Origin of the sequence: Streptomyces sp. NBC_00273, from assembly GCF_036178145.1 — a bacterium.
In the GTDB taxonomy this organism is placed as follows: Bacteria; Actinomycetota; Actinomycetes; order Streptomycetales; family Streptomycetaceae; genus Streptomyces.
This window is the reverse complement of sequence record NZ_CP108067.1, coordinates 1,911,991-1,937,537: the sequence shown is the minus strand read 5'-3', so window position 1 is coordinate 1,937,537 and position 25,547 is coordinate 1,911,991. Positions and strand designations below refer to the sequence as shown.

General features: G+C 71.9%; 24 protein-coding genes. 10 read left to right on the top strand and 14 right to left on the bottom strand.

All coding sequences use genetic code 11. The features are described from left to right. Positions 1-7: 7 nt before the first annotated feature. The gene (locus OG386_RS08245) at positions 8-1,276 is read right to left on the bottom strand and encodes an MFS transporter (protein ID WP_328787510.1); all 1,269 of its coding nucleotides are present in this window, start codon (positions 1,274-1,276) and stop codon (positions 8-10) included. A gap of 271 nt (positions 1,277-1,547) precedes the next feature. On the opposite strand from OG386_RS08245, the gene OG386_RS08240 reads away from it, so the two are divergent. The 4 genes from OG386_RS08240 (at position 1,548) to OG386_RS08225 (ending at position 6,086) form a co-directional block, all read left to right on the top strand. Beyond that, positions 1,548-2,597: a LacI family DNA-binding transcriptional regulator gene (locus OG386_RS08240; protein WP_328787509.1), complete on the top strand. Its 1,050-nt coding sequence runs from the start codon at positions 1,548-1,550 to the stop codon at positions 2,595-2,597. A gap of 195 nt (positions 2,598-2,792) precedes the next feature. Then, a complete protein-coding gene (locus OG386_RS08235; protein WP_328787508.1) occupies positions 2,793-3,992 on the top strand; it encodes a thiolase family protein in 1,200 nt (399 codons plus the stop codon). Positions 3,993-4,145: 153 nt separating this feature from the next. Beyond that, positions 4,146-5,585 (top strand): aldehyde dehydrogenase family protein, encoded by a 1,440-nt coding sequence (locus OG386_RS08230; protein ID WP_328787507.1) that lies wholly within the window; start codon positions 4,146-4,148, stop codon positions 5,583-5,585. Between the two features lie 93 nt (positions 5,586-5,678). Next, on the top strand, positions 5,679-6,086 hold the full coding sequence (locus tag OG386_RS08225) for a thioredoxin family protein (protein WP_328787506.1): 408 nt from the start codon (positions 5,679-5,681) through the stop codon (positions 6,084-6,086). A 78-nt stretch (positions 6,087-6,164) separates the two neighbouring features. Here the strand turns inward: OG386_RS08225 and OG386_RS08220 are convergent, their stop codons facing one another. Both OG386_RS08220 and OG386_RS08215 read right to left on the bottom strand, forming a co-directional pair. After that, on the bottom strand, positions 6,165-10,463 hold the full coding sequence (locus tag OG386_RS08220; RefSeq protein WP_328787505.1) for an nSTAND1 domain-containing NTPase: 4,299 nt from the start codon (positions 10,461-10,463) through the stop codon (positions 6,165-6,167). Then, complete coding sequence (locus OG386_RS08215; protein WP_328787504.1) at positions 10,460-10,852, bottom strand: CU044_2847 family protein; 393 nt, start codon at positions 10,850-10,852, stop codon at positions 10,460-10,462. Before OG386_RS08215 ends, OG386_RS08220 begins: the two co-directional genes overlap by 4 nt. Positions 10,853-11,018: 166 nt before the next feature. Here OG386_RS08215 and OG386_RS08210 point away from each other — a divergent pair, with 166 nt between their 5' ends. The 5 genes from OG386_RS08210 to OG386_RS08190 all read left to right on the top strand — a co-directional run bounded on the left by OG386_RS08210 (position 11,019) and on the right by OG386_RS08190 (position 16,770). Further along, entirely contained in the window at positions 11,019-11,606 is a 588-nt protein-coding gene (locus OG386_RS08210) for a TetR/AcrR family transcriptional regulator (protein ID WP_328787503.1), read from the top strand. A 225-nt stretch (positions 11,607-11,831) separates the two neighbouring features. Next, a complete protein-coding gene (locus OG386_RS08205) occupies positions 11,832-13,259 on the top strand; it encodes a dihydrolipoyl dehydrogenase family protein (protein ID WP_443053304.1) in 1,428 nt (475 codons plus the stop codon). A gap of 264 nt (positions 13,260-13,523) precedes the next feature. Continuing rightward, positions 13,524-14,063, top strand: a complete 540-nt coding sequence (locus tag OG386_RS08200) for a hypothetical protein (protein WP_328787501.1) — start codon at positions 13,524-13,526, stop codon at positions 14,061-14,063. A gap of 43 nt (positions 14,064-14,106) precedes the next feature. Next, positions 14,107-15,861, top strand: coding sequence for a hypothetical protein (locus tag OG386_RS08195; RefSeq protein ID WP_328787500.1), 1,755 nt, complete (start codon positions 14,107-14,109; stop codon positions 15,859-15,861). A gap of 135 nt (positions 15,862-15,996) precedes the next feature. Continuing rightward, complete coding sequence (locus OG386_RS08190; RefSeq protein WP_328787499.1) at positions 15,997-16,770, top strand: metallophosphoesterase; 774 nt, start codon at positions 15,997-15,999, stop codon at positions 16,768-16,770. On the opposite strand, the gene OG386_RS08185 is transcribed toward OG386_RS08190, so the two are convergent. The 7 genes from OG386_RS08185 to OG386_RS08155 all read right to left on the bottom strand — a co-directional run bounded on the left by OG386_RS08185 (position 16,743) and on the right by OG386_RS08155 (position 21,541). Then, the gene (locus tag OG386_RS08185; protein WP_328787498.1) at positions 16,743-17,072 is read right to left on the bottom strand and encodes a DUF2087 domain-containing protein; all 330 of its coding nucleotides are present in this window, start codon (positions 17,070-17,072) and stop codon (positions 16,743-16,745) included. The two genes, OG386_RS08190 and OG386_RS08185, sit on opposite strands and share 28 nt — an antisense overlap. A 129-nt stretch (positions 17,073-17,201) precedes the next feature. After that, a complete protein-coding gene (locus OG386_RS08180; protein ID WP_328787497.1) occupies positions 17,202-17,852 on the bottom strand; it encodes a hypothetical protein in 651 nt (216 codons plus the stop codon). Continuing rightward, complete coding sequence (locus OG386_RS08175; protein WP_328787496.1) at positions 17,849-18,313, bottom strand: DUF6114 domain-containing protein; 465 nt, start codon at positions 18,311-18,313, stop codon at positions 17,849-17,851. The genes OG386_RS08180 and OG386_RS08175 overlap by 4 nt, the downstream gene beginning before the upstream one ends. Next, positions 18,304-18,936, bottom strand: coding sequence for a DUF6230 family protein (locus OG386_RS08170; protein WP_328787495.1), 633 nt, complete (start codon positions 18,934-18,936; stop codon positions 18,304-18,306). Before OG386_RS08170 ends, OG386_RS08175 begins: the two co-directional genes overlap by 10 nt. 107 nt (positions 18,937-19,043) lie before the next feature. Then, positions 19,044-19,898: a MerR family transcriptional regulator gene (locus OG386_RS08165; protein WP_328787494.1), complete on the bottom strand. Its 855-nt coding sequence runs from the start codon at positions 19,896-19,898 to the stop codon at positions 19,044-19,046. 28 nt (positions 19,899-19,926) lie between these two features. Further along, positions 19,927-21,129, bottom strand: a complete 1,203-nt coding sequence (locus OG386_RS08160; protein WP_328787493.1) for a methyltransferase — start codon at positions 21,127-21,129, stop codon at positions 19,927-19,929. 61 nt (positions 21,130-21,190) lie between these two features. After that, positions 21,191-21,541: a tetratricopeptide repeat protein gene (locus OG386_RS08155; RefSeq protein ID WP_328787492.1), complete on the bottom strand. Its 351-nt coding sequence runs from the start codon at positions 21,539-21,541 to the stop codon at positions 21,191-21,193. Positions 21,542-21,646: 105 nt separating this feature from the next. On the opposite strand from OG386_RS08155, the gene OG386_RS08150 reads away from it, so the two are divergent. Beyond that, positions 21,647-22,612 (top strand): pirin family protein, encoded by a 966-nt coding sequence (locus OG386_RS08150; RefSeq protein WP_328787491.1) that lies wholly within the window; start codon positions 21,647-21,649, stop codon positions 22,610-22,612. 572 nt (positions 22,613-23,184) lie between these two features. On the opposite strand, the gene OG386_RS08145 is transcribed toward OG386_RS08150, so the two are convergent. The 4 genes from OG386_RS08145 to OG386_RS08130 form a co-directional block, all read right to left on the bottom strand. Beyond that, positions 23,185-24,426, bottom strand: coding sequence for a ricin-type beta-trefoil lectin domain protein (locus tag OG386_RS08145; RefSeq protein WP_328787490.1), 1,242 nt, complete (start codon positions 24,424-24,426; stop codon positions 23,185-23,187). Positions 24,427-24,490: 64 nt separating this feature from the next. After that, on the bottom strand, positions 24,491-24,694 hold the full coding sequence (locus OG386_RS08140; RefSeq protein WP_328787489.1) for a hypothetical protein: 204 nt from the start codon (positions 24,692-24,694) through the stop codon (positions 24,491-24,493). Between the two features lie 101 nt (positions 24,695-24,795). Further along, positions 24,796-25,014, bottom strand: a complete 219-nt coding sequence (locus OG386_RS08135) for a hypothetical protein (protein WP_328787488.1) — start codon at positions 25,012-25,014, stop codon at positions 24,796-24,798. Between the two features lie 272 nt (positions 25,015-25,286). Continuing rightward, positions 25,287-25,505 (bottom strand): hypothetical protein, encoded by a 219-nt coding sequence (locus tag OG386_RS08130; protein WP_328787487.1) that lies wholly within the window; start codon positions 25,503-25,505, stop codon positions 25,287-25,289. Between the last annotated feature and the right edge of the window lie 42 nt (positions 25,506-25,547).

Below are 25,547 nucleotides of genomic sequence, written 5' to 3'. Positions count from 1 at the left end.
CGGGGCTTCAGCGAACGCTGCGGATCGGCTTCACGGCAAGGGCCCCCGCCACGGCCAGCACGGCCGCGACGACGAACAGCGCGGTGTACCCGCCGCTGAACGAGACGATCACCGAGGCGACGAACGGCGCGATGATCTGCGGGCCGGCGTTGGCGACGTTGAGGACCCCCATGTCGCGGGCGGCGTCCTCGGCCTTGGGCAGCACCATGGTCACCAGGGCGGTGTCCACCGCCATGTAGCACCCGAACGCCAGCCCGTTGACCGCGGCGAAGGACAGCATCGCGGTCCAGCTGGTCGAGACGGCCGGGATGACGAGCGCGACGGCAGACAACAGCGCGGAAGCGCCGACGAAGAGCTTGCGGCGGTCGAACCGGTCCGACAGGTAGCCGCCGATGACCGTGGAGAGGACCATGGCCACACTGGTCAGCGGCATCAGCACCGCCACCGCGGCCTCCGGCTCCATGCCGTCGGGCAGCACCGTGTGGTCCTGGAGGACGTAGAGCTGGTAGCCGCTGACGGCGAAGTAGCCGAGGACGAGCAGCGCCCGCCCGATGAAGGCCCACCGGAAGTCGTGGTCGCTCAGCGCGCCCGTGAAGGCGGCGAGCTGGTCCTTGACGGGCATCGGGGCGCGGGCCGGGAGCCGCTGCTCGCGACCGCATGCGGTGAAGAGCACCGCGGCGCCCGCGACGAGCGCGCCGAAGACGAGGTAGCCGGTGCGGTAGTCCTCCGAGAAGGCCGCGCCGATGAGCGCGCCGAGGGCGGAGCCGAAGGGCAGGCCGAGGCCGACGGCCGCGGAGGCCTTGCCGCGGGCGTCCGTGGGGACCCGGTCGGGGACCACGGAGGTGATGGCCGCCTGGTAGACGTTCATGACGGCCTGCCCGAGGCACCAGGCGATCGTGATCAGCAGGATCGTGTCGGCCAGGCCCAGCAGGAACATCGCGGGTACGGCGGCGAGCCCACCGCCGAGGATCCAGGGGTTGCGCCGTCCGCTGCGGTCGGACAGGGCGCCGGCGACGGGGTTGAAGACCGTGGCGAAGATCGCCGAGACCCCTGCTATCAGGCCGAAGTTCGCCACTTTGTTCGCCGGGTCGACGTCCTCGACCTGGAGTGCGAGCAGCACGCCGGCCACGCCGATGTAGAGGGCGTACATGGCGCTGTTGCCGACGAGCAGAAGGGGGAGCAGGCCGCGCCGTGCGGGTCCGGGTCCGGTGCCGGGTCCGGGGGACTCGTCGGTGGTGGCTGCGGCGGAGCCGGTGCCGGGGGAGGAAAGGGCCACGGTGCCCTCCTGGGCGGATGCGGGCGGACGAGGGGAGGAGGAGGTGCGGGGTGGAGCGCGGTGGGGTGCGCGCCGCCCTGTCGCGACGGCGGGGGTGCGACGGAGCGCGGCAGGGCGGCGGCACGGCGGGGCGCGGCGTCGACACATCGGTCGTAGAGGGATGTGACGCCGCAGTTACACGTGTCAATGACTCGTGTAACCATTGTGTAGCATCCGATTCCGGCCATCCGCTAGCCCTCGGGCGTGATCGGTCTGGAAAGATGCCACGGCAATGTCTCAGTCATCGAAATCGCCGAAGCCGCCCACCCCGGCCTCCGGATCGGCCACCCCGCCGCCGCCCCCCGTTCCGACGAGCGCCGACGTGGCCCGCCTCGCCGGCGTCTCGCGCGCGACGGTCTCGTACGTGCTGAACAACGCGGAAGCCGTACGCATCAGCGAGCCGACCCGCCGCAAGGTCCACGAGGCCGCCGAGGAGCTCGGGTACGTCCCGCACGCCGCCGCCCGCAGCCTGCGCGCCGGACACACCAGGATCGTCCTGCTGCCCACCTCCCACGTGCCGGTCGGGCCCCTCTACAGCACCTTCCTCAACGAACTCCAGTGGGCGCTGCGCCGCCTCGACTACACGGTGGTGCAGTACGGGAGCCTCGGGCTCACCGGCGACGAGGCCGTGCGCGCCTGGGCGGAACTGCGTCCGGTGGCCGTGATCTCCCTCGGCGAGATCACTCTCTCCGCGCGCAACGTCGCCACCCTCAAGCGGGCCGGAGCCCGCGCGGTGATCACGATGGGGCCCGCCGGAGTGCCCGGAGCACACGCGCTCGTCATGGACCAGCAGGAGGTCGGCGTCCGGGCCGCCGCCCACCTCGTCGAGCGCGGACGGGGGCGGATCGGCGTGGTGGTCCCGGAGGAGGAGGGCCTGGAGCTGTTCTCCGTGCCCCGGCTGGCGGGCGCCCGCTCGGTCGACGGCGCCGAGGTCTCCGCCCTGCCGATGGCCTACTCCGAGGAATCGGCCGCGGCCCTCGCGGCCCGCTGGCGCGGGCTCGGGCTGGACGCGGCCTTCGCGTACAACGACGAGTACGCGATGCTGCTGATGCGGGCCCTCCAGGACGAGGGGCTCCGCGTCCCCGAGGACGTGGCCGTCATCGGCGCCGACGACCTGCTGATCGGGCGACTGCTGCGGCCCCGACTGAGCACCGTACGACTGGAGATGCCGACCGGCGCCCATCTGGCCTCGCTGGTGGACCACGCGGTGCGCGAGCCGTCGGAGGTCACGGAGCGGCACGACCTGATGGCGGCCGCCGCCGTCCACCGGGAGTCGACCTGACCGGGCCCGGGCCCGAGGTGCGCGGGGTGCGGGGCCGGACGTCCGCCGGCCCCGGTCAGGGGAGCCGTTGACAGGCGGTGACGTGCGGACGGAGACTGCGGGCGCGCCCCACCGGGCGTGCCCGGCGGCGTGCCCCGGTGTCCACACCGGCACCGACGCGCCACCGCCCGTACGGATCCGCCCAGGAGAGACCCCATGAGCATCCGCACCGTCCGCGACGTCTACGTCGTCGACGCCGTCCGCACCCCGATCGGCAAGTTCGGCGGCGCCCTCGCCGGGGTCCGGCCGGACGACCTGGCCGCGCACGTCGTGCGCGCGCTGGTGGAGCGTACGCCGGACCTCGATCCGGCCCGCATCGACGACGTCGTCTTCGGCGATGCCAACGGGGCGGGCGAGGACAATCGGGACGTGGCCCGCATGGCGGTGTTGCTGGCCGGGCTGCCGGTGAGCGTCCCCGGGGTCACCGTCAACCGGCTCTGCGGTTCCGGCCTCGAAGCCGTGATCCAGGCCGCCCGCGCCATCGCGCTCGGCGACGCCTCCGTGGCCATCGCGGGCGGGGTCGAGTCGATGAGCCGCGCCCCCTGGGTCGTGCAGAAGCCCGAGCGCGCCTTCCCGGCCGGGCACCAGCAGATGTGGTCCACCACCCTCGGCTGGCGCATGACCAACCCGCGCATGCCCGCGGAGTGGACCGGCTCGCTCGGCGAGGGGGCCGAACTCGTCGCGGACAAGCACGGCATCACCCGCGACGCGCAGGACGCCTTCGCCCTGGAGAGCCACCGCAAGGCGGCGGCCGCCTGGTCCGCCGGGCTGTACGACGGCGAGGTCGTCCCGTACACCGGCGTGGACCTGGTACGTGACGAGTGCATCCGGGAGGGATCCACGCCCGAGGCGCTGGCCCGGCTGAAGCCGGCCTTCCGGACGGACGGCACGGGCACGGTCACGGCGGGCAACGCCTCCCCGCTCAACGACGGCGCCGCCGCGCTGCTGTTGACCGACGAAGAGGGCCTGGCGGCCACCGGCCGGGAGCCGCTCGCCCGGATCAGCGCGTCCGCCGTCACCGGCATCGAGCCCCAGCTCTTCGGCCTGGGTCCGGTGGACGCCGTCCAGCGGGCGCTCGCCAAGTCCGGCCGCGGCTTCGCCGACCTGACCGCCTTCGAGTTGAACGAGGCCTTCGCCGCACAGGCGTTGGGCTGTCTGGCGGCCTGGCCGGAGCTCGACCCGGCCGTGGTCAACCCGCGGGGCGGCGCCATCGCGATCGGCCATCCGCTCGGCGCCTCGGGCGCCCGGCTGGCCGGTTCGGTCGCGCACCAGCTGGCGGCGGCGGGCTCCGGCACCGGCATGGCGGCCCTGTGCATCGGGGTCGGGCAGGGCATCGCACTCGTCCTGGAGCGCTGACCCGGGCCGGAGTGGCGCGCGGGCGTCGATCGTTTCCGGTCACCGCTCGCCGTCAACTGCCCAATAACTGAACAGATGTGGAGCCTCCGGTCTGGCACGATGGCGCGTGCTGCCGCCCCCCGCCCCGCCCATCCCCACCGGAGGCCCCGCGCCATGCCGCTCCTCGATCCGACGCTCTGGCAGGACGGACCCACCCTCACCGGCGGCTCCGCCCCGGTCGTCGAACCCGCCACCGGCCGCACCCTCGCCACCATCGAGCTCGCCGCACCCGCCGACGTGGCGGAGGCCGCCGTACGGGCCCTCGCGGCGCAGCGGGACTGGGCACGCGCCACGCACCCGGAGCGGGCTGCCGTGCTGCGCCGCGCCGGGGACCTGTTCACCGCACACGCCGACGAACTGCGGGAGTGGCTGGTCCGCGAGTCCGGCTCGATACCCGGCAAGGCCGACTTCGAGCTGCACGTCGCCGCCCAGGAGTGCTACGAGGCCGCGGCGCTGGCCTCGCGCCCCACGGGGCAGGTGCTGCCGAGCGAGGCCCCCCGGCTCTCCTTCACCCGCCGGGTGCCGGCCGGGGTGGTCGGGGTCGTGGCCCCCTTCAACGCCCCGCTGATCCTGGCGATCCGCTCGGTCGCGCCGGCGCTGGCACTCGGCAACGCGGTGCTGCTCAAGCCGGACCGGCGCACCGCCGTCTGCGGCGGCCTCGCCCTCGCCGCGGTCTTCGCCGCCGCCGGGCTGCCGGGCGGGCTGCTGCAGGTCCTGCCCGGCGGCGCCGGGACGGGCGCCGCGGTGGTCGCGGACCCGCGCGTGCGGGTGGTGTCCTTCACCGGATCCACCGCCGCGGGCCGGTCCGTCGGCGAACTGGCCGGCCGTCACCTCAAGCGCGCGCACCTGGAACTGGGCGGGAACTCCGCCCTCGTCGTGCTCCACGACGCCGACGTCGAGGCCGCCGTGGCCCAGGCCTCCTGGGGTTCCTTCTTCCACCAGGGCCAGATCTGCATGACCGCCGGGCGGCACCTCGTGCACACCTCGCTCTACGACGAGTACGTCGAGCGGCTCGCCGCGCGCGCCGAGGAACTGGCCGTGGGGGACCCGTACCGCGAGCGGGTCCACCTGGGCCCGCTGATCGACCGCACCCAGGTGGAGCGCGTCCACGCCCTGGTGGAGGCGAGCACCGGGCAGGGGGCCAAGCTCGTGGCCGGCGGCACGCACCGGGACCTCTTCTACCGGCCGACCGTTCTGGCGGGCGTCGCCGACGACACCCCCGCCTACACCGAGGAGGTCTTCGGCCCGGTGGCGCCCGTACGGTCCTTCGCGACGGAGGAGGAGGCGGTGGCGCTGGCTTCGGCGGGTCCCTACGGCCTCTCCCTCGGGATCGTGACCCGGGACGCGGCGCGCGGGCTCGACCTGGCCGACCGCATCCCGACCGGGATCGCCCACATCAACGACCAGACGGTCAACGACGAGGCCGTCGCCCCCTTCGGTGGAATCGGTGCCTCCGGCACCGGCGCCCGCTTCGGCGGCGAGGCGAACCTGGACGCCTTCACGGAACTGCGCTGGACCACGGCCCGCAGCACCCCCGCCGGCCACCCGTTCTAGGACGGTCTGGGGGAGGGTCCCGCAGAAGCGGAATGCGGAAGGCGGGACGTTCGTTCAAGGGAGCAGACGGCTCAATCAGGAGGTCTGGACACCGTGGCTACAGTCGAGCTCACCAAGGAAAACTTCGACCAGACGGTCAGCGAGAACCCGTTCGTGCTGATCGACTTCTGGGCGGGCTGGTGCCGGCCGTGCCTGCAGTTCGCCCCGGTCTATGAGCGGGCCTCCGAGGCCCACTCCGACCTCGTGTTCGCCAAGGTGGACACCGAGGCGCAGCAGGAACTGGCCGGGGCCTTCCAGATCACCTCGATCCCGACGCTGATGATCGTCCGGGACCAGGTGGCCATCTTCGCGCAGCCCGGAGCCCTGCCGGAGGCGACCCTGACGGACTTGATCCGGCAGGCCAGGGAGCTCGACATGGACGAGGTCCGCGCGAAGATCGCTGCCGAGCAGCAGGGCTCCCAGGGCGCGGGCAGCGGGGACGCCGGCACCGCGGGGGCCTGAGGCCTGAGGCGCGAGACCTGAGGATCCGCCGGGCCCGCGGGCCCGGCGGATCTGCGGATCTGCGCCGGCCCGGTCGGCTCAGCCCGGTGCGCACACCGGCTGCTCCGGGACGCGGACCGGCAGGCTCCTGCGCTCCTCGGCGGTGAACGTCCGGTTGCCGATGGCCTTGCACAGGTCGCGCTGCCACGCCCGGGGGTCGAGCGGTAGGACACCGCCGGGACCGGCGGGATCGGCGTAGATCACCGTCCTGGCGTCCTTGGACATGTCCATGAAGGCGTACGGACGTGGCGAGAAGAGGGAGCTGGAGCTGGAGGTCTCGCTCGGCGGATGACCGAATTCGTACGACTCCAGGACGGCGCGTTCCTCGATGCCGTAGGTCCGTACGGCGTTGTTGGCGGCGATCAGGAAGTGGCCGTCGCCGTCGAGGAACTGGGTGACGGTCGGGGTGGCGGAGTCCTCGGCGGTACTGCGCAGGGGACCGATCTCCTTGCGCAGCGGGTGGCGCCGCCACAGCTCGACGATCGAGCCCCGGCGCATCAGCCCGAGGTAGCGGCCGCTGGGGTCGAACTGCACGGCGAGGACGTCCTCGGTGGTGCGGACGGTCTCCGTGACGGTGCCCGTGGTGATGTCGACGATGCGGACCGACGGGTCGCCCCAGACGGTCACGGCCACCTTGTTCGGGGCCGGGTAGGGGCCGATGCTGGTATGCGGCTCGGATCCCGTGGTGGGCAGCAGGGCCTTCGCGTCGTAGTGGGCGAGCTCCCGTCCCGTACGCGCGTCCCACTGCTGGACCAGGGTCCCGGAGACGGTCAGGACGTTGCCGGCGACGTCGAAGTAGTGCTGGAAGTCCGGTTCCCTGGTGTCGACCAGGATCGGCGCCGGCGTGCTGGCGGCCAGGGCGGGCGGCTCGGCCGCGGTGATGGTGGCCAGCTTGCGCAGCGTGGAGGCATCGAGGACGGACACCACGTTGGTTCCCTCCAGGTCCGCGAGCAGCCGTCCGTCCTTGCTCAGCCTCAGGAGGTCGGTGCTCCCGGGTTTCCGGTACGGCGTCCGGCGCGGGGCCTCGGCGATGAGCTGGTCGTTGGTGCCCGGCGCCGTGGGCCGGACCTGGAGCGCGGATCCGTCGGCGAGAACGCTGATCGTCCTGCCGCCGTCGTGGGTGAGGATCTGCTGGCCCACCTGGAGTACGGATTCTCCGGTGGGGAGTTCGGTGTAGGTGATCAGGGAGTCCTTGAACCCGACGTAGTAGAGCTTGCCGTCGGCCGACGCCAGTTGGTGCGACCAGCGCGCAGAGGGTGAGGGGACGGTGGACACCACCTTGTTCTGGAGCAGGTCGACCAGGCGCAGCGTGTCGTCCGACCACAGCGCCACCCGCGTGCCGTCCGCGCTGACCGCCTGCGGAAGGCAGATTCCGGACTTGAACCGCTTGTCCTGCTCGCTGTACGGCTTCCCCTGCGGGGCGCCGTCGGAGATCCGCACCAGGCTCAGGACCGTGCCGTCGCCCTGTTTGCTGCACACCACGGCTGCCGTCCGGTCCCCGGAGAGCTCGATGTCGGCCGCGTCGCCGGCGACGACGCGCGTCGCGTCGGTCGGCGGGTCGTAGGCGATCAGGGCCGAGTTGTTGTCGCCCAGTCCGCTCCGCCGCAGCAGCAGGGTCCGGTTGTCCGCGCCGATCCAGAGGTCGTCGGTGCTGCCGTCGGTCTGGGGAGTGGGTGCGCGCGTCGAACGGGCGATGGCACCGCTGTCCAGGTCCCACCAGACCAGGTGGTCCAGCACCCGGTGGACGATCAGCGTCCCGTCCGCCGACATGGAGGGGTCCAGCCCCTTCTCCGTGCCCACGGCCGCTCCCGGGGCCGCGGCCAGCTTGTGCAGCTCGCCCATCGGCTCGTCACGGTCGGCGTGCACCGGGAACCACGCGGCGACCCCGTCCTCCTGGACGTAGCCGGCCCGCTTTCCGTCGGCCGAGACCATCGGGTACTTCACCTGCCCGACCGAGGGAACCTGCGCGCTGCGGACCCGGCCGGTGGTGACGCCCGTGAAGAGCATCGCCCTGCCGTTCTTCGAGGTGGCCAGCACCACGTTGCCGTCGAGGCTGGTCTGCAGCTCCCGTACCGTTCCCAGCAGGCCCGAGACGACACGGCTCTTGTCCGAGTACGCCAGGTGCTGGCGCAGGAGTTGGTTGCGGGCCTCCTGGGTCGGCGACGTCCGGTAGGCCGCGAGCGCGAGCATCACGGACTGGGCGGGGTCGGTGGCCGTGACGTCCTGTGCCGCCTGTGTCAGGGCGCGCGAGGTGGCGAGCGCGTCGCGTTCGCGGCTCTCCTGCCGCGTGACGAGGAACAGCGACCCCAGCAGGACGGCCGCGATCACGATGAAGGAGACCGCGGACCAGGCGCCGCGCACCCGGCGGGTCCGGGAGCGCTGGTGGGCGCGCCCGGCATCGAGGTAGGCGCGTTCCCCGGGGCTCAGGTCGTCGGCGCGTCCGGGCAGCCACTGGTCGGCGCCGGCGAGGGCCACCTTCTTCGGCAGCAGCTCGGAGGTGCGCTCGGCCCGCTCCCAGCGGTCCATGTCGTGGCGCAGGGACTCCCGCCACACGAGGAAGGACCGGTCCTCCTCGACCCACCGCGCCAGTTTCTCCCAGCCGCTGATCAGGGCTTCGTGCGTGAGCTCGACGCTCTCGCCGCCTTCGGCACTGCGGCCGGTCACCAGGAGCCGGGTGGCGGCGAGCCGCTGGGCGACGCGCCACTGTTCCTCGCCCAGGTCGGCGCGCAGGGCGATGCGGCGCGTCGCGGCCGGTGATTCCAGGGGGACCCGGATGAGCTGGGTGAACAGCCGCCTGGCCGCCGGCTCGTCCCCTTCGGGGACGTACTCGGCCCAGACCTGATCGGCGTGCAGGCTGAGCGCTCCTGCGACACCGCCGAGGTCCTGGTAGGCCTGGTAGGTGAGCAGCCCGCCGCGCTGTTTCTGCCACAGCAGGTCGAGGGTGAAGCCCAGCAGCGGCAATGCGCCCGGCTCGGTGCCGGTGTCCTGGAGGATGCGGTCCACGAGGCCGGTTTCGTAGCGCACTGCCGGGACGGCGTCCACGGGCGCGGTCACGACCTCGCGCAGCCGCTCGGGGCCCAGGGGGCCGAGGGCGTGGACGCGCCGGCCGATGACGGCCCCCAGCCGGGGATGCGCCAGCGCCATCTCCAGGAAGTCGGCCCGCAGGGTCGTGAGTACCCGGACCGGCTGCGGCAGGGCGTCGTCGAACAGGACGTCGGCCAGTTCGTCGACGGCTTCCGGGGCGAGGGCGAGGAGTTCCTCGAACTGGTCGACCACGACGAGCAGTCGACGGCTGCCGGACAGGTCGAGCACCCGGGCCACGACGTCGGCGAGTCCACCCTCGCGCAGCACACCGGTCAGCTCGGAGATCCGGGCGAGGCGCCCCGTCTCGGACAGTCCGGGTTCCAGCAGCGGCAGCAGCGCGGCCGCGAGGACGGCCAGGGGACTGCTGCCGTGGGTCGGCCGTACGACGACCGCTTCCGCTCCCGAGCGGCGCAGCCGGGGGAGGACCCCGGCCAGGGCCAGGGAGGACTTGCCGGATCCGGAGGCGCCCACGATGGTCACCCGTTGCTCGCCGGCCAGCGCGAGGTCCAGCTCGTCGCTTTCGGCCCGCCGGCCGTAGAAGTGCGGGGCGTCGGCCTCCCGGAACGCCGTGAGGCTGCGGAACGGCGACGGCGGGATGGCCAGCGGCCGTAGCTCGGGCCAGGCCCGGAGGATGCCGGCCGTCGGGATCAGGTAGCTGACCGGGGGCCGGCCCGACTCGGCGACGGCGATCATGCCGACCACGCCGACGCGGTCCTCGTCCCAGACCGGCGTGCCGCTGAAGCCCCGGGAGACCGGATAGCCCCCGTCGGCCAGGTCCGCCTGGATCCACCCGTAGGCCTGTGACTCCCGCAGGACTCCCGAGTGCCAGACTCCGCCCGGGCGGCCGGCGGGGAAGCCGAAGGCCCGTACCGGGTGCCCCCACACCTGCTCGGCCTCGATCAGCCGCACGGGGTGGGCGCCGGGCAGCGCGGCGTCCAGCCGGAGGACCGCCATGTCCCCGCCGCCGGGCTCACACGGCGGCAGCCAGCGATCGACGCTCGCGCTCACCCCGACGGCGTCCGGGGCGAACGCGGACACCAGGGGGAGGTCGACGCGGATCCGGGAGGCGGGCGAGGGCTCCTGGTCCTGCGGCGTGCCGAGCGCCGCGGACACCACGTGGGCGCACGTCAGGGCGAGCTCGGGAGAGATCAGGAAACCCAGGCCGACCGGATCTCCGCGCAGGTCGCGGATCCGCAGCACCGCCGCGTTCAGGGCCTTGGGTCCGATGCCCTCCGACGCCTGCGGCCCGGTCACGGCGCGGGCTCCGCGACGCCGGGGCCGGCTTCCGGGCCGGCCGCTGGGCCCGCAGCCGGGCCGTCGGACGGGTTGCGGGTCCAGGTGAGCGAGATCTTGAAGTTGGCCTCGGCCGCCGTACTCGAGATCACGACGTCCGCCTCGGCGGAGATCGACAGTCCGAACTCCAGGTTGAGTTCGTCGGGCGCCTGCGCCATGCCGCGGAAGCCGTCGACGAAGCTCTGCGCGACCGGCCGGATCCCGGTCACCATCTCCCCGAGCGACCGTGAGGCGCGCGCCATCACCTGCCCCGGCCGGGCCACCCGGACCAGGCCGTCCTCGCCGGTCGCCACGACCTCGACCCGCACCACGTCCTGCGGCCCGCCCGCCCCGCCGATCGGTAACTCCACGTGATACACCATGTCTCCCCCTTCTCCAGGACGCCGCCCAGTGTGGACCCCTCACGCGCACAATGGAAAGTGTTTCTAGAAAAGAATCTAGTAATGGTGCTTTAGGCTGAATCCGACGAGGATCGAAGAGATCCGCCGCCGTTATGAGACCGAGGACGCCTGCCCGATGCCGAAGCAACAACGCGGCGAAGCCACCGTCGAACAGGTCCTGGACGCGGCGCTCCGCCTCTACGCCACGTCCGGGGAAGCCGGTCTCACCCTCGGTGCCATCACCAGGGCCAGCGGGGTCAGTTCCGGAAGCATCTACCACCACTTCGGCAACCTGGACGGGGTGGTCGCCGCGCTCGCGCTGGGAGCCCTGGAGCAGCTCCTGAAGGAACTGGGGGCGGCGCTGCTCCAGGCGACCGACGCCCGCTCCGGCATCCGGGCCGTCGTCCTGGCCTACCTGGACTTCGTACAGGCCCATCCCGACGCGGCCCGCCTCATCCACTCCGTCACCGCGGACCGCCTGGGCATGGCCCACTCGCGCGAGATCCGCGATACCCAAGAGGCCCGGCTGACACCGATCACCCTCTGGATCCACGCGCACCAGGAATCGGGCGAACTCGCCAAACTTTCCGCCCCCTTGATCGAGTCCCTTGCCATGGGCCCGGTGGTCGCCGTCGTCCGGCGCTGGCTCACCGTGGGAGACGTCGATCTGGAGGAAGCCGCACGTGAACTGCCCGACCACATCTGGCGGTCGGTCAGCAACTGACCCGGTCGGCGGGGCCGGCGCAGCCGGGCGGGCGGGGGAGGGCGACCGGGGTCGTGGTCGCGTGTGGGGCGCCTGGTCCTCGGCGGGGCGGTGGAGTCACCACGCCGAGGCCGCCCGTCCTCTCGGGCATGTCCCGCACGCCACACGTAGAGTGACGGGACATTAGCCCCTGACCGGGATTCGCACGGGTCCTGGTGGACCCTCTGGAACCCTTGGAAGGTGTCTGTGTCGGAAGCGGTGGAGTACGACGTGGTGGTCCTCGGCGGGGGGCCGGCCGGTGAGAACATCGTCGACCGGACCCGTGCCGCCGGGCTGAGCACGGCGCTCGTCGAGAGCGAACTGGTGGGCGGCGAGTGCTCGTACTGGGCCTGCGTCCCCAGCAAGGCCCTGCTGCGCCCGGCGCTGGCCCGGGCCGACGCCCGCCGGGTGCCGGGCCTGGCCGGTGCCGTCCAGGGGCCCCTGGACACGGCGGCGGTGCTCGCGCACCGCAACTACTGGACCGGCGACTGGAAGGACCAGGGCCAGATCGACTGGATCGACTCGATCGGCGCCCACGTGTACCGGGGCCACGGTCGGCTCTACGGGGTCCGCAAGGTGGCCGTCACCAGCCCCGAGGGCGAGCACCACATCCTGTCGGCGCGGCACGCGGTCGTCGTCGCCACCGGTACCCGGGCCGTGATCCCGGACCTCCCGGGGATCGCCGGGGCCCGCCCGTGGACCAGCCGCGAGGCGACCTCGGCGCAGGCGGCCCCCGGCCGGCTGCTGATCGTGGGCGGCTCGGTGGTGGCCGTCGAGATGGCCACCGCCTGGCAGGCCCTCGGCTCGCAGGTCACCGTCCTCGCGCGCGGCGACGGGCTGCTGCCGCGGATGGAGCCCTTCGCGGGGGAACTGGTCGCCGACTCGCTGCGCGAGGCCGGGGCGGTGGTCCGTACGGGGGTGTCCGTCGAGGCGGTGGTGCGGGACGGCTCGACGGGACCCGTCAGCGTGGTCCTGGAGGGCGGCGAGACGCTGGAGGGCGACGAGCTGCTGATGGCGACGGGCCGCGCGCCGCGGACCGAGGACATCGGGCTGGACACCGTCGGCCTGCCCGCCGGTCGGTGGATCGAGGTGGACGACACCTGCCGCGTGCCCGGGCACGACTGGCTGTACGCCGTCGGGGACGTCAACCACCGCGTGCTCCTGACCCACCAGGGCAAGTACCAGGCGCGGATCGCGGGCGCCGTGATCGCCGCCCGCGCGGCGGGCACCCCGCTGGACACCGCGCCCTGGGGTGCGCACACGCCGACCGCCGACATCCGCGCCCTCCCGCAGGCGGTCTTCACCGATCCGGAAGCCGCCGCCGTGGGCCTGACCCTGGCCGAGGCCGAACGGGCCGGGCACCGGGTGCGGGCGGTCGACTACGACATGTCCAAGGTCTCCGGTGCCGGCCTGTACGCCGACGGCTACAAGGGCCGGGCCCGCATGGTCGTCGACCTCGACCGCGAGGTCCTCCTCGGGGTGACCTTCGTCGGCCCCGGCGCCGCGGAGCTGATCCACGCGGCCACCATCGCGGTCGCGGGGGAGGTTCCGATCCAGCGCCTGTGGCACGCGGTGCCGTCGTTCCCGACCATCAGCGAGGTCTGGCTGCGACTGCTGGAGACCTACCGGGGGTGAGGGCCGGCCCGAGAGGGCGTCCTGGACACGGCCCGGCTGCGCCGCCGCACGGCGCAGCCGGGCCGTTCTGCGTGCGTTGCCCGTCGTCCCTTCACCGTCCCCTCACCGTCCCCTTCCGACCACCGGATCAGCGTGCGCAGGAACGGAGTTGACTGGACGTCACGGAGCGGGAGATGGCGTGAAGTAGGCGTACAACCTTGATCGATATTAGGTTAGCCTTACCTCAGTCTTCGTGACCTCCTGTGCCTGAAAGGTGTTCCAGTGATGCGTGCTGCCTCCCTGCCCCGTACCGCCGCCCGCGCGGCCGTCGCCACCTCCGCCGCCGTCGCGCTCGCCGTCGGCGCGGCCGGCTCCGCCTCGGCCGCCACCTCGACGCGTACGGTCACCGACGGCGGGACCACCTACAACCTCAGCCTCACCGCGCCCTCCACCGCCGCGGCGGCCGGTCAGAACGTCACGGTCACCGGCAGCGGCTACAACACCTCCAGGGGCATATACGTGAGCCTCTGTGCGGTGAGCGGGGCGCCGGGTGCGAGCAAGCCCACCCCCTGCCTGGGCGGTTCGGACCAGTCGGGCACCACCGGGGCCTCGCACTGGGTCAACAACGTCTTCGGCGGGACGCTGGCCAACACCTCCAAGTTCGGTACGGGCGGCACCTTCAGCGTCACCATCCACGTCAAGGCCGACCTCGGCGGAGGCCAGATCTGCGGCGAGACCGTCGAGTGCGCCATCGTCACGCGCGCCGACCACTTCAACTCCTCGAACCGCAAGTACGACGTCCACGTCCCGGTGACCTTCAACTGATCCCGCTCCGGGACCGATTCCCCGACCCGTCGACGAGGAAGCCATGACACACCGACACCCCCTCACCCCCGGTCGTGCGGGCGCCGCATCCGCCGCGCTCGCACTCGTACTGGCCTCGGCCGCCACCGGAAGTCCCGTATCGGCAGCCGGGAGTGAGGGGGCCGACGTACCGCAGGGCACCGTCGCGTACCGGTCGGTGGCGCGGTTCGCCACGGCGGGGAAGCCCCGTGACCTGCTGTTGCACCCTGACTCGAAGAAGCTGTACGTCGGTTCGGACGACCTGCCCGAGACCGCCGACGTCAACGAGAGCGGGCTGCACGTCCTGGACCCCGCCGACGGCAAGGTGCGCAGCACCATCGGCCAGGCCCCCGGGCCCACCGGCACGCTCGGCCGGCGGGCGGTGCGGCAGCTGCTCGCACCGCTGCCCGGTGACGGAGCGGTCTTCTCCTATCCATTGCGCGGCATCGGTACCGCGAAGGACGGCGACGCCGCCGCGGCGGGCGCGTGGGTGCCGGGTGCGGCCGTCACCCACGCCACCGCCGGGCTCACCCCCTCGACGGTGCTGGTCGCGCAGGGCTCCGTACTGTCGGAGGTCGACATCGCGACCGCCGCCGTGAAGCGCTCCGTCACGCTGGAGGGCGGGGACGGGTTCGCGGTCGACGCGGCACGCGGCACGGTGTGGTTCACGGACATCGGCAACCGCCGGATGTACCGGATCGACGCGGCCACCTTCCGGGTCGCCGCGACCGTAGAACTCCCGGCCGGCGAGGGGTTCGGCGGGTTCACGGAGGTGGATCCCGAGACCGGCGCGGTGTGGGTCGGGCTGGACTCCTCCGTGGTCGTCCACGACGCGACGGGCAAGCGGCTGGGCACCCTGCGCGGCGCGGGCAGCGACATGCCCCGCGCGGCGGGCTTCGACGCCACCACGCACGAGGCGTTCGTCGTGTGGCAGGACGCGGGGGACACCTCGCAGCCGGGCAGCGACAACGACGGAACGCTCACCGTCCACCGCACCCGTGACCTCCAGGAGGTCGTGAAGCCGGTCGTGCTCCCCGGAATCCACGTGCAGTTGGGCAGTGCGGCCGTCGCCGTCGAACCCGGTGGCGCGACCGTCTTCGTATCGGACCCGGTCGCCGGCAGGATCATCCGACTGGAACGGGCCAGCTCCCCGCGCGTCACCCGGAGCCCGGCGGACCGGTCGGTCGCGGCCGGGACCGAGGTCTCGCTCACGGCGGAGGCCGAGGGAACCCCGCGGCCCACCGTCGCCTGGCAGGTCAGTACGGACGCGGGTCGGACCTGGCAGCCCGTGGCGGGCGCCACCGCGCCGACGTACACGTTCACGGCGGCGCTCTCCGACAGCGGCCGCCGCTACCGGGCGGAGTTCGGCAACGACGCCGGTGTGGTCCGTACCGCTGTGGCCACCCTCACCGTCACCATCGCGGACACCACCGCGGGCGGCAGCAGCGGCGGCTCCACCACGGCCGGGGGCACGGGCGGGACGGGCGCCGCCGGCTCGGCGGGTTCCACCGGCTCGGCCGGCTCGGCCGGGAGTGCGGCAGGCGGTTCCGACGGCGGCTCCGACAGCACGTCTGGTACTTCCGGCACTTCCGGCACCCCCGGGAGCGTCGGCGGCGGTTCGGCCGGTGCCACGGTCGGCGGCGGCGACCACACCACCCCCCATGGCGGCGCGCTCGCCTCCACCGGAGCGGCCGTGGCCTCCCTCGCCGGGAGCGCCGTCGTCCTCACGGGGGCCGGGTGGGTGCTGATGCGCCGCGCACGGCAGCGCAACACCGGCTGAGGACTGGCCGGGGACGACCGAGGGCGGACCGAGGGCGGACCGAGGGCCGGCAACCCGCAGCGGGTGGGCGGTGGTTCGGCGTGTTGAATGGGTGTTCACCACATCTCTTGACCAGAGACGAAGGAGACACCGCACGTGATCGTGATCGCCCACCTCAGCGACGTCCATCTCGACGGTGACCGGCGCGCGGCCGACCGCACCCGCGCCGTCATGGAGTATCTCGACGCCCTTCCTTACGACTTGGACGCCGTACTCGTGAGCGGGGACATAGCCGACCACGCCGAGGACGCCGAGTACGAGGAAGCCGCGAAGCTGCTCCGCTCGCGCCACCCCCTGGTGGTCTGCCCCGGCAACCACGACGAGCGCGCCGCATTCCGCCGCGGCCTGCTGGGGGAGTCTTCCGGGGAGTCCCTCTCCACCGAGCCCGTCGACCAGGTGCTGCGCGGCGAGGGCTTCGTCCTCGCCGTGTGCGACTCGTCCGTTCCCGGCGAGCACCACGGCTTCCTGGAGGAGTCCACCCTGGCCTGGCTGGACGGCGTACTGACCGACACCCCGCCGGAGACCCCGGTCCTGGTCGCCTTCCACCACCCACCGGTGCCGCTGCACACCCCGTACGTGGACGAGATCCGCCAGTTCGGGGAGGAGCGGCTCGCCGCGCTCGTCGAGCGCCACCCGCACCTGACCGCTTTCCTGTGCGGACACGCGCACACCGCCGCGGCCACCACCTTCGCGGGCCGGCCGGTGCTGGTCGCGCCCGGGGTGGTCTCCACGCTCCGGCTGCCGTGGGAGGCGCCGACCGGGTCCTCCGAGCACGTGCACCTCGACGAGCCCCCGGCCGTCGCCTTCCACGTGCTCGGTGACGACGGCCGGCTGACGACCCACTACCGGGTGGTCGCCGCCCGCCGGTAGGTACGTCCGTCACGGGTCCGCGTGAGCCGGCCCGAGGTGATCAGATAGCGCCGCAGCGCCGAGCAGTCCTCGTGCACGGTGCGCAGCGCATCGTTCACCTCGGGCTCCGTGTACTCCCGGTCCACCGCGAAGAGGGTCTCCGCGAGGTGGGCGAGCAACTGCTCGCGCCGGGCGACCTTGCGCGGGATCACGGTGAGGCGGCCGCCGGAGAAGAGGTCGCCGACGTCCCGTCGTAGCGGGCTCGGGGCGGAGACGGAAGCGGCGGCGGACTGCGACGGCTGGTGCTCGGTGCTCTGGGACATGCCGGCGAGCTTGGCCCGTCCGCGCCGGCGGCGGCAACGCATTTTCCGCAGGACGGCGATCCGCCCGGCACCGGACGCTCCGGGGCCGGGCGGGCTGGTTCGGGACCCGTGGCCGGGGACCGGCGGAGGTCAGGGACCGACGGTGATCTGCTGCGCCGGGTCCGTGGTGTCGGTCACCTTGTAGACCGCGTTGAAGATGGACGTGGTCGCGCTCGTCGGGCAGCCGAACCCGCCGGTGACGGTGACCGGCACCGAGACGTTCGTGAAGGTCAGCGTCGACGGAGCACCGTTGACCCAGGTGCCGCCGACGTTCGCCGGAGCGGTGGGGGCAGCGGTGACCGTACAAGAGGCGAGCCCGCTCGTCTGGACCACCAGACCGCCGACCGGCAGACCCATGGTGGCGGTGATCGGGGACCCGTTCTGCATCGACACCGTCCAGGCGCCGCTGGTGGTGACCGTGGGCGTCACTCCCCACGTGCTGGAGGTGCACGAGCCGTACGTGGGGGCCGAGATCGGCGAGGACACGGATCCGGCCGGGTTGTTGTTGCCGGGAGCGCCCGGCACGCTGCCGGTGGCGACGGAGACCGTGCAGGTCACGGTCACCGAACCGGCCTTGAGGGTGGCCTTCCCGCTGAGGGTGGCCTTGAACGCGTGCCCGGCCGGAGTGACGGTGGTCGACCCGGCCAGGGGTAAGGGCGCGGCGGAGGCAGTGACCGAGGCCAGCGTGATGGCGCCGGCGACGGCCGTCCCGAGGGCGAGCGCGGTGCGCGTACGGCTCATGGCTGTGCTCCTTGGGGATCGTGGTGCGGGGTGGGGGGAGGGGGTGCGGCCACGACGGACTCCGCGGTCCCGACTTCTACGGCCTTCCCGGCTTTCCCGGTGCGCCGGGCGGCGTGCGGCTGCCAGGCGAACATCAGGCCGCCGCCGAGGATGCCGAGCAGGGTGCCGATCAGGAACCCGCCGAGGTTCGACAGGACCAGAGCGGCGGTGGCGATCAGGGTGGTGAGGACACCCGCGAGAGAGCGCTGAGGGGGAGAGAACCAGGCGGTGAGCCCGAGGACGATCATCACGATGCCCATCAGGACGGACGGGATCCCCGCCACCCCCTGCTGGAGCATGATCTTCAGCGGTGCCAGCGGCAGGACGCAGATCCACGACCCGGCCAGGATCGCGAACAGACCGCCCCAGAAGGGCCTGCTGCGCCGCCACCGCCGCCAGCGCTGCAGCAGGTTCAGAAGCATTCCTTCTTGCCCTTGCTGACGTTCATGCTGAGCCCGGAGAGCTTGAAGGTGCCGGCGTTCGTCGCCCACGCCGTCTGCTGGAGATCGGTGATGCTGACCGTGTCGGCCTGCTGGGCGAAGAGGTCCTGCATCCCCTGGGCCTCGGCCGGACCCTTGTCGAGGGTGGAGGCGTCGCGCCCGATCTCGATGTTGCTGAACACGGCGTCGCCCGCGAGCTGGGTCGCGTCGACGAAGAGGTTGCTCGCCTCGACCGGGGTCTTGCGTCCGGCGGTGAGGTTGAGCGAGATGTCCCCGACCACCGGGAGCGAGGTGACCACGGACTGGCAGAGGCTGTGGAGCTTGGCCTCCCGGATGGCGGTGACGGCCACCGGGATGAGTTCTTGGCGGGCGTTGACGTCCACGCTGCCGTACTGGGCGAAGCCCTCGCCCTCCAGGCTGCTCGCGGACACCTTGAACTGCTGCCCCGACACGGCGAACGAGGCGGCCAGCACGCCTTGCGCGAGGGCGATGCCGAGGCCGGCGGTCACGGCCACGGCGGGGACGGTCAGGACGGCGAACCGGCGCCAGCGGACACGCCCGGAGTCATCGTCTGAGGGGTCGGGTAAATGCGGGGAACCGGTCATGAGGTCGTCCCTTATATCGGCTGTGCACCGTTGTTACCGACGAGTTGAATGTAAGAGTGCCAATGGGGGTTGGCAAGGTTGTGCGAGCGCACCCTTTGAGCCGACTCCTACTGCTCCGTCCGCAGCAGTTCGGCGACCTCCGCGTCCACCCGTCGGGCCATCGCCCGCGCGAACTCGGTGGCCACCACCTCACCGGCCACCGGCCGCAGGGCCGTTACCGCCGCCGTGATGTGCTGCAGCTGCGTGGCCGAAAGCCGCTCCAGGCCCTCCGAGCCCTGCGAGGCGTCCGGGTCGCCCGAACTTCCCGGGTCGCCCGAACCCTCCGGGCCCGTCGAGCCGTCCGCGCCCGCGGCGTCGATCACGTACCGTCGGAAGAGCCCCACGAACCGGTCGGCGACCGCAGCGGCCTGTGCCTGTACGAACTCCCCGGCATCGAGGACCTCCGCGAGCGGCACCCCCTGCCGCACCAGCGCCAGCGTCGCCTCCAGCAGCTGCCGGCTCGGGTACGTGACCAGGTCCCCGTCGACCGTCACGTAGCCGAGCTCCGCCGCCCGCCGGGTGTCCGCGGCGGTCGCCGTCGGGCCGAACAGCTCCCGCAACTCGCGCCGGGTCATCGTCACCGGCTCCTCCTGCACCCAGTCCCGGGTCATCTCCCGTTCCAGGCCCAGCAGTTGGGACAGGCCGCCACCCTGCTCCCAGGCGTGCAGGAGCTCGGCGATGCCGTTGACCGTGTAGCCGCGCCCCAGCAGATCGCTGATCAGCCGCAGCCGGGTCAGGTGATCGTCGGAGTACCAGGCGATCCGGCCCTCCCGGCGCGGCGGCGGCAGCAGCCCGCGCTCCTGGTAGTAGCGCAGGTTGCGCACCTTGACGCCGGCCGCCCGGGCCACGTCCTCGCGGCGGTAGCGCCCGCTGCCGCCGCTTCCGCTGCTGCTCCCGCTTCCGTCCTCCACCTGGCTGCTCACGCGCCAGAGTGTAGGACTTGCCGGCAGGTCACATGGGCCGCGGACGATCCTGCTTGACCGCCCGCAGGACCACGAACTTCGGCTCGCTCGCGACGACTTCGCTGTTACCGAACAGCCGCCGCAGATGGGTGTGGTAGCCCATGTGCCGGTTGGCGACGATCCACAGCTCGCCGCCCGGCCGCAGCACCTTGCGCGACTGCGCGAACATCCGCAGCGCCGTCGCGTCCGTCGTGGCCTGGTGGGAGTGGAAGGGCGGGTTGCTCAGCACCAGGTCCACCGAGCCGGGGGAGAGCATCGCGACGCCGTCGCCGACGTGGAACTCGGCGGTGCGCCGGCCCTCGCGGATGTTCGCCCGGTAGGTCGCCCGCGCCGAGGCGACCGCCTGGTAGGACTCGTCGGTGAACACGACCTCGGCGTCCGGGTCGTGGACCTGGACGGCCGTGCCGACGACGCCGTTCCCGCAGCCCAGGTCCACGACCCGGGCCCCGTCCGTGTTGGTCGGCAGGTTCTGCAGGAAGAAGCGGGTGCCGACGTCGAGCCGGTCGGCGCAGAAGATCCCGGCGTGGTTGACGACGGACAGGCCCGAGGCCGAACCGGCCTCCTCGTCCACCGTGTACGTCAGCGGCCACGGCCCGGCGGACGTGGGACGGGTCGCCCCGGGGGTGCCCGGCGTGCAGAAGATCAGCCGTGCCTTCTTCTCCGCGAGCGAGGTCCTCGTCGGGCCGAGGATCTTCTCGAAGAGGCGCAGCGTGGAGGTGTGGATCTCCTTGACCATGCCGGTGCCGACGACGACGGTGCCCGCGTGCACGTGCGGGGCCAGCCGGTACAGCTGGTCCTCCAGCAGCGCCAGGCTCTTGGGCACGCGCACCAACAGGACGTCGATCCGCTCGGGCGGCGGGTCCTGGGTCGTCAGCAGGGTCACCGTCGACTTGGACGTTCCGATGCCGGCCCGGTCCAGGTTCGCGGCGGTGGCGGCGCGCGTGAGGGCGGAGTCGGTGATCTGCGTCGGGTGGTACGCGGCGAGCGCAGTCGTCAGCGTCCCCCAGCGGTCCCCGAGCACGACGATCCGGCCGGCGGCGGCCAGGTCCACCGGCCCGCGTTCCCCGGTACCGGAGTCGAGGTGGCGCAACAGGTACTCGTCGGCCGCGTCCCAGGCGCGGAGCCGGTCGCGAGGGTCCTCGGGGAAGCGGGTGAGCTCGTAGGAGCCGAAGGGTGTGGTGAGGTGGTTCATATGGGGCCCAGGCTATCCGAGCCGAAGGCCCGACCCCGCATGCGCGGGGCCGGGCGGCGCACTACTCGGGGAACTCGCCGGCCATGGCGGCGGCCATCCGCAGGTGGGGACGGGCCTCGGTGGCCCGACCCAGACGCTCCAGGGTGCGACCGAGCATCAGCTGTGCGTAGTCCTCCACCGGCCAGCGCTCCAGGACGGCGCGGAGCTCGCGCTCGGCGCGGGAGAGCTGGGCGGAGTGGTAGTAGGCGCGGGCCAGCAGCAGCCGGGGCGCCAGCTGCTCGGGGGCCTCGACCGCCAGCGTCTCCAGGATGCGGGCGGCCGTCGCGTACTCCTTCGCGTCGAAGAAGAGCTGGGCGCGCGCCCAGCGCTCGGCTGCCGTCCCGTGCTCGAAGTACGTCGTCGGCGCGTTCATCGCGTCCCTTCCGCCGTTCAGGTGGTCCGTCCGCTGCCTCCAACACGCCCCGGCCGTGGAACATTCCGCTCTCCGCGGCCACCGTCTCGGGGCTAGGTTGTCCACATGAGCAATCTCGATCGCCAGCCCGCTCTCTCCGCCTGCGGCGGCCGCGGCTTCGTCGTGGCCGAACCGGTGCGCGAGCTCCTCAGCCCCCGCACGGTCAAGCTCGGAGAGTCTTCCGAGGTCCGCCGGCTCCTGCCCAACCTGGGCCGCCGCATGGTGGGCGCCTGGTGCTTCGTGGACCACTACGGCCCGGACGACATCGCCGACGAGCCCGGCATGCAGGTCGCGCCGCACCCGCACGCCGGGCTCCAGACGGTGAGCTGGCTGCACGAGGGCGAGGTACTGCACCGCGACAGCGTCGGCAGCCTGGAGACGATCCGCCCCCGGGAGCTGGGCCTGATGACCTCCGGCCGCGGCATCAGCCACTCGGAGGAGAGCCCGCGCCCGCACGCCCGCTTCCTGCACGGCGCCCAGCTGTGGGTTGCCCTGCCGGACGCCCACCGCAACGTGGAACCGCACTTCCAGCACCACACCGACCTCCCGCGCGTGACGGCCCCGGGGCTGACGGCGACGGTCATCCTGGGCACCCTGGACACGGCCACCTCGCCGGGCACGGCGTACAGCCCGATCGTGGGCGCGGACCTCGCCCTCGCGGCGGGCACGGAAACCCGCCTCCCGCTGGACCCGGACTTCGAGTACGCGGTCCTGTCGATGTCGGGCGAGGCCCACGTCGACGGCGTCCCGGTCCTCCCGGGCTCGATGCTCTACCTCGGCTGCGGCCGCACCGAACTCCCCCTGCGGGCAACCTCGGACGCGGGCCTGATGCTCCTGGGCGGCGAGCCGTTCGAGGAGGAGATCGTGATGTTCTGGAACTGGATCGGGCGCAGCAACGAGGAGATCGTACAGGCCCGCCAGGACTGGATGGAGGGCACTCGCTTCGGCGAAGTGAAGGGCTACGACGGCCCTCCGATCCCTGCACCGCAGCTCCCGCCGGGGCCGCTGAAAGCGCGCGGACGGGTGCGCTGAACTGCGCTTTTCTTGATCGGGTCGATCTGCCCGAGGTGGACCGGAGAGAGCGCGACGCCCCGCGGAGATCGTTCCGGCAGGGCTCGCGTCAGGGGCTTGTGGCGGCCCGCTTCGCGGCTTTGAGGTTTCCCATGTGTGGCCAGGTGGGGTCAGCTTTGCCAGGACCAATGCTGACCCGATGCTGACCTTGGTGACGGTTCGTCAGGCTTGCTGACGTTCCGCCATGAGGCTCTCGGTGGCGTTCGAAGCCCGGCGCTGCTCGGTACAGCGCGTTGTACCGAGCAGCGGGTCTGGCGAGCCGTTGGGTTCAGGCGGCGTCGCTCGCGACGGACGGCCGGCTCCGCGGGCCGAACGTGGAGTCGAAGGCGCGACAGCATGTCGTAGGCACGAGCAGATACGGAGCCCCTGAACCTGCGATCGAGTGGGGGCCGGTCTGCCCCGCGTCTGGATGTCGCGATCGATCCAGCGGGTGCGTCGTGACAGGTGAATCGCCCCGCCCAGGTTGTGGGCGGGGCGATGACAGGGTTTCGGAACAGTGTCGAGGTTCAGGTCAGGCAAGCGTCATGACGCGGTCACGCAATGATGGAGAACCTCTGATTGATCGAGTTCTTATTGCAGTTGTCGAGCCCAATCCACGTCGGTTCGGCAGACGTACTGCTTTCGAACACACTCAAGCAGAGCCCGGAGAGATCGTGACGTATCATCATCGATTTCATGTCGGTACCTCCGGTGTCGGCGGGGTCTGTGGAGAACGTCTGATCCACTGATCCGGAGCACGGGTAGAGTTCCAGCTTCGCCCTGACTTGCGAAACGTACCCGAGCGGGTCCAGGCAGAGGCCACTGTCCGCTTCCTTGATCGTTGTCAGTGCCGCTGCCGCCCCTACGCCCGCCGCCTTCGCTTTCGAAAACGAGCCAGAGAAGACGAATTCATCGAACGGGGACGAGGGGTACCCGAGAATAACGCTGTCGCCGGTGTACGGGCTGCCATTGGGCTGCATGGTGTAATTCGGATACTTGTTGGACCGAAGGTAGTATTCCTCCCCCCCGCCACTCAAATTGAACTCGTTGTACACCGGGTAGTGGTCGCTGCTTCCGATCTGGCCGTCACGGACCATGCGCAGCCCCGGGAAGCTATGACTGGACACCATGTAGTCAAGAGTTCCCCACCCGTCCTGTGTGGGCACACCGGGTTGATAGATCACCGGCCGCCTGCCCACCGTCGGCCATACTCCGTTGATGAAGGGCTGAAGGGCGCCAGGGTTTACATTGAAATCCCCTATCGCGGTCCAGTTCGAGCCGTCGACAGCTGCCACGGTGTCGCTGATGTTCGACAGGATTTGAACAGCATCCTGCCCGTTGTTCGGAGACGGCGCATGGACGTTGAAATAGTAGTCCAGGCCGATCCTGATACCGAAGGAGGGTCGGGTGTTGGGGCGCGGGGGCGGCGCAATGAGGACGGACAGCGCCATTTCCCTTGCGACTATGGCGAAGTTGACCCGTCCGCCATTGGCGGCGTTTCCGTTCATCCAGTAGACCTGGTAGGTCGCGCCGGGCGCTTCCCAGCGGTAACGGCGGACTTGGTACGTCACGTTGCCGAACGTTCGTTCCGCCACGACGCCGAAGTCCTGCATCTCGGCGGGCGCGGGGCCTGCCTCCTGGATTACCGCCAACTGGTTCTCCCGACCGTGTCCACGGCTCAGGAGGGCGGCGACGCTGCTCCAGTTTTGACCGAGAGAGTTCCAGGTCACCAGGTTGATACTGGTGAATGGAGTCGGTTGGGCCTGGGCCGGTGACGCGGGAATCAGGATGAGCATACTGAGAACGCAGAGCAGAGCCCCTATGAGAGGGAAGCGTTTCTGCAGTCGACTCGAATGAGCTTTACTGCTCACTGTTGAAAATTCCTTTCAGGGTGAATCGATGGTCCGTCTGGATGTCGTGGTGGCGTAGGTCCTCGGCGATGGCCAGGAGTTCGGTGACGGCCGGGAGTTCGGCGGTGCCGCGTCCGAGGCGCTTCGTTTCGTGCACGGTGAGGATGACCCGCTGGCGGGGGACGGCCTTCTTGACGGTGCGGGCGAAGTCCATCGCCTACGAATGACGGGCTGGCGGGTGAAGTTCCACGTGCACGGGACGGACACCATCCTGGTCACGCGGGGCGCGCTCCCTGCCGGACCCCGAGCCGGTACTCAGCCCCCGTTCGGCGCCACTTGCCACGCGGTCCAGGAGCCCCCGATGTTCGGCCGGACCCAGTTCGGAGGGGGCGCCTGGACCGGTCCGGAGACCGGTTCGTCGGCGGTGGCGGCCTGGGCGATGTACGGGACGGCGAGCAGGGTACCGGCCAGGGCCAGGCTCGCCGCGACGGTCGTCCGGCGCCGTGACGACTTGTCCCGCTTGGGCGCTTTCATGGTGGTTGAGCCTTCGGTGAGGGGTGTGAAAAGGGCGCGCCTGGCCACCGCCGGTCGACGACGGTGGCCAGGCGCTGTGTTCGCGCGTGTGTCAGGCCGCTGCGTCAGGCCTGTGTGCCACGTGCCCGGTGAGCCACGCCTGCCGCGCTTGCCGCATGTGCCGCGCGTACCGTTGTCGCTCCGCGCCTACTGCTCAATCGGGAAAGGGCCCACGACCACCCAACCGACGGCGGATGGAACCCGCCGCCCCCTCTCCCGTTCCTCCGGGAGGTCTAGTACTGCCGGGCCGGGCAGGTGGTATCACCCCACGCGGTCGTCACGATGCAGTCCTTGCCGGGGTCGAGCCCCGGGATCTCCACGCCGACGCCGACCCGATGCCCAGTGCCGGGCAGCTCCGAAGCGGCGGCGACGTCGGAGGCGGCGAGGCCGCCCGTCGTGATGCCCGCGGCCAGTACGAAGGCCACCATGGCCCGGCGCGTGTTTCCCCGCATGTGCGTCAACTCCTGCTGTCACCCGGCGGCGGTCACTCCGCC

Coding starts and splice junctions, on each gene's coding strand:
- OG386_RS08155 (WP_328787492.1), bottom strand. CDS start 21,541: ATGAACGCGCCGACGACGTACTTCGAGCACGGGACGGCAGCCGAGCGC.
- OG386_RS08240 (WP_328787509.1), top strand. CDS start 1,548: ATGTCTCAGTCATCGAAATCGCCGAAGCCGCCCACCCCGGCCTCCGGA.
- OG386_RS08145 (WP_328787490.1), bottom strand. CDS start 24,426: ATGCTCATCCTGATTCCCGCGTCACCGGCCCAGGCCCAACCGACTCCA.
- OG386_RS08195 (WP_328787500.1), top strand. CDS start 14,107: ATGACACACCGACACCCCCTCACCCCCGGTCGTGCGGGCGCCGCATCC.
- OG386_RS08210 (WP_328787503.1), top strand. CDS start 11,019: ATGCCGAAGCAACAACGCGGCGAAGCCACCGTCGAACAGGTCCTGGAC.
- OG386_RS08160 (WP_328787493.1), bottom strand. CDS start 21,129: ATGAACCACCTCACCACACCCTTCGGCTCCTACGAGCTCACCCGCTTC.
- OG386_RS08135 (WP_328787488.1), bottom strand. CDS start 25,014: ATGAAAGCGCCCAAGCGGGACAAGTCGTCACGGCGCCGGACGACCGTC.
- OG386_RS08230 (WP_328787507.1), top strand. CDS start 4,146: ATGCCGCTCCTCGATCCGACGCTCTGGCAGGACGGACCCACCCTCACC.
- OG386_RS08150 (WP_328787491.1), top strand. CDS start 21,647: ATGAGCAATCTCGATCGCCAGCCCGCTCTCTCCGCCTGCGGCGGCCGC.
- OG386_RS08170 (WP_328787495.1), bottom strand. CDS start 18,936: ATGACCGGTTCCCCGCATTTACCCGACCCCTCAGACGATGACTCCGGG.
- OG386_RS08140 (WP_328787489.1), bottom strand. CDS start 24,694: ATGGACTTCGCCCGCACCGTCAAGAAGGCCGTCCCCCGCCAGCGGGTC.
- OG386_RS08185 (WP_328787498.1), bottom strand. CDS start 17,072: ATGTCCCAGAGCACCGAGCACCAGCCGTCGCAGTCCGCCGCCGCTTCC.
- OG386_RS08235 (WP_328787508.1), top strand. CDS start 2,793: ATGAGCATCCGCACCGTCCGCGACGTCTACGTCGTCGACGCCGTCCGC.
- OG386_RS08200 (WP_328787501.1), top strand. CDS start 13,524: ATGCGTGCTGCCTCCCTGCCCCGTACCGCCGCCCGCGCGGCCGTCGCC.
- OG386_RS08180 (WP_328787497.1), bottom strand. CDS start 17,852: ATGAGCCGTACGCGCACCGCGCTCGCCCTCGGGACGGCCGTCGCCGGC.
- OG386_RS08175 (WP_328787496.1), bottom strand. CDS start 18,313: ATGCTTCTGAACCTGCTGCAGCGCTGGCGGCGGTGGCGGCGCAGCAGG.
- OG386_RS08130 (WP_328787487.1), bottom strand. CDS start 25,505: ATGCGGGGAAACACGCGCCGGGCCATGGTGGCCTTCGTACTGGCCGCG.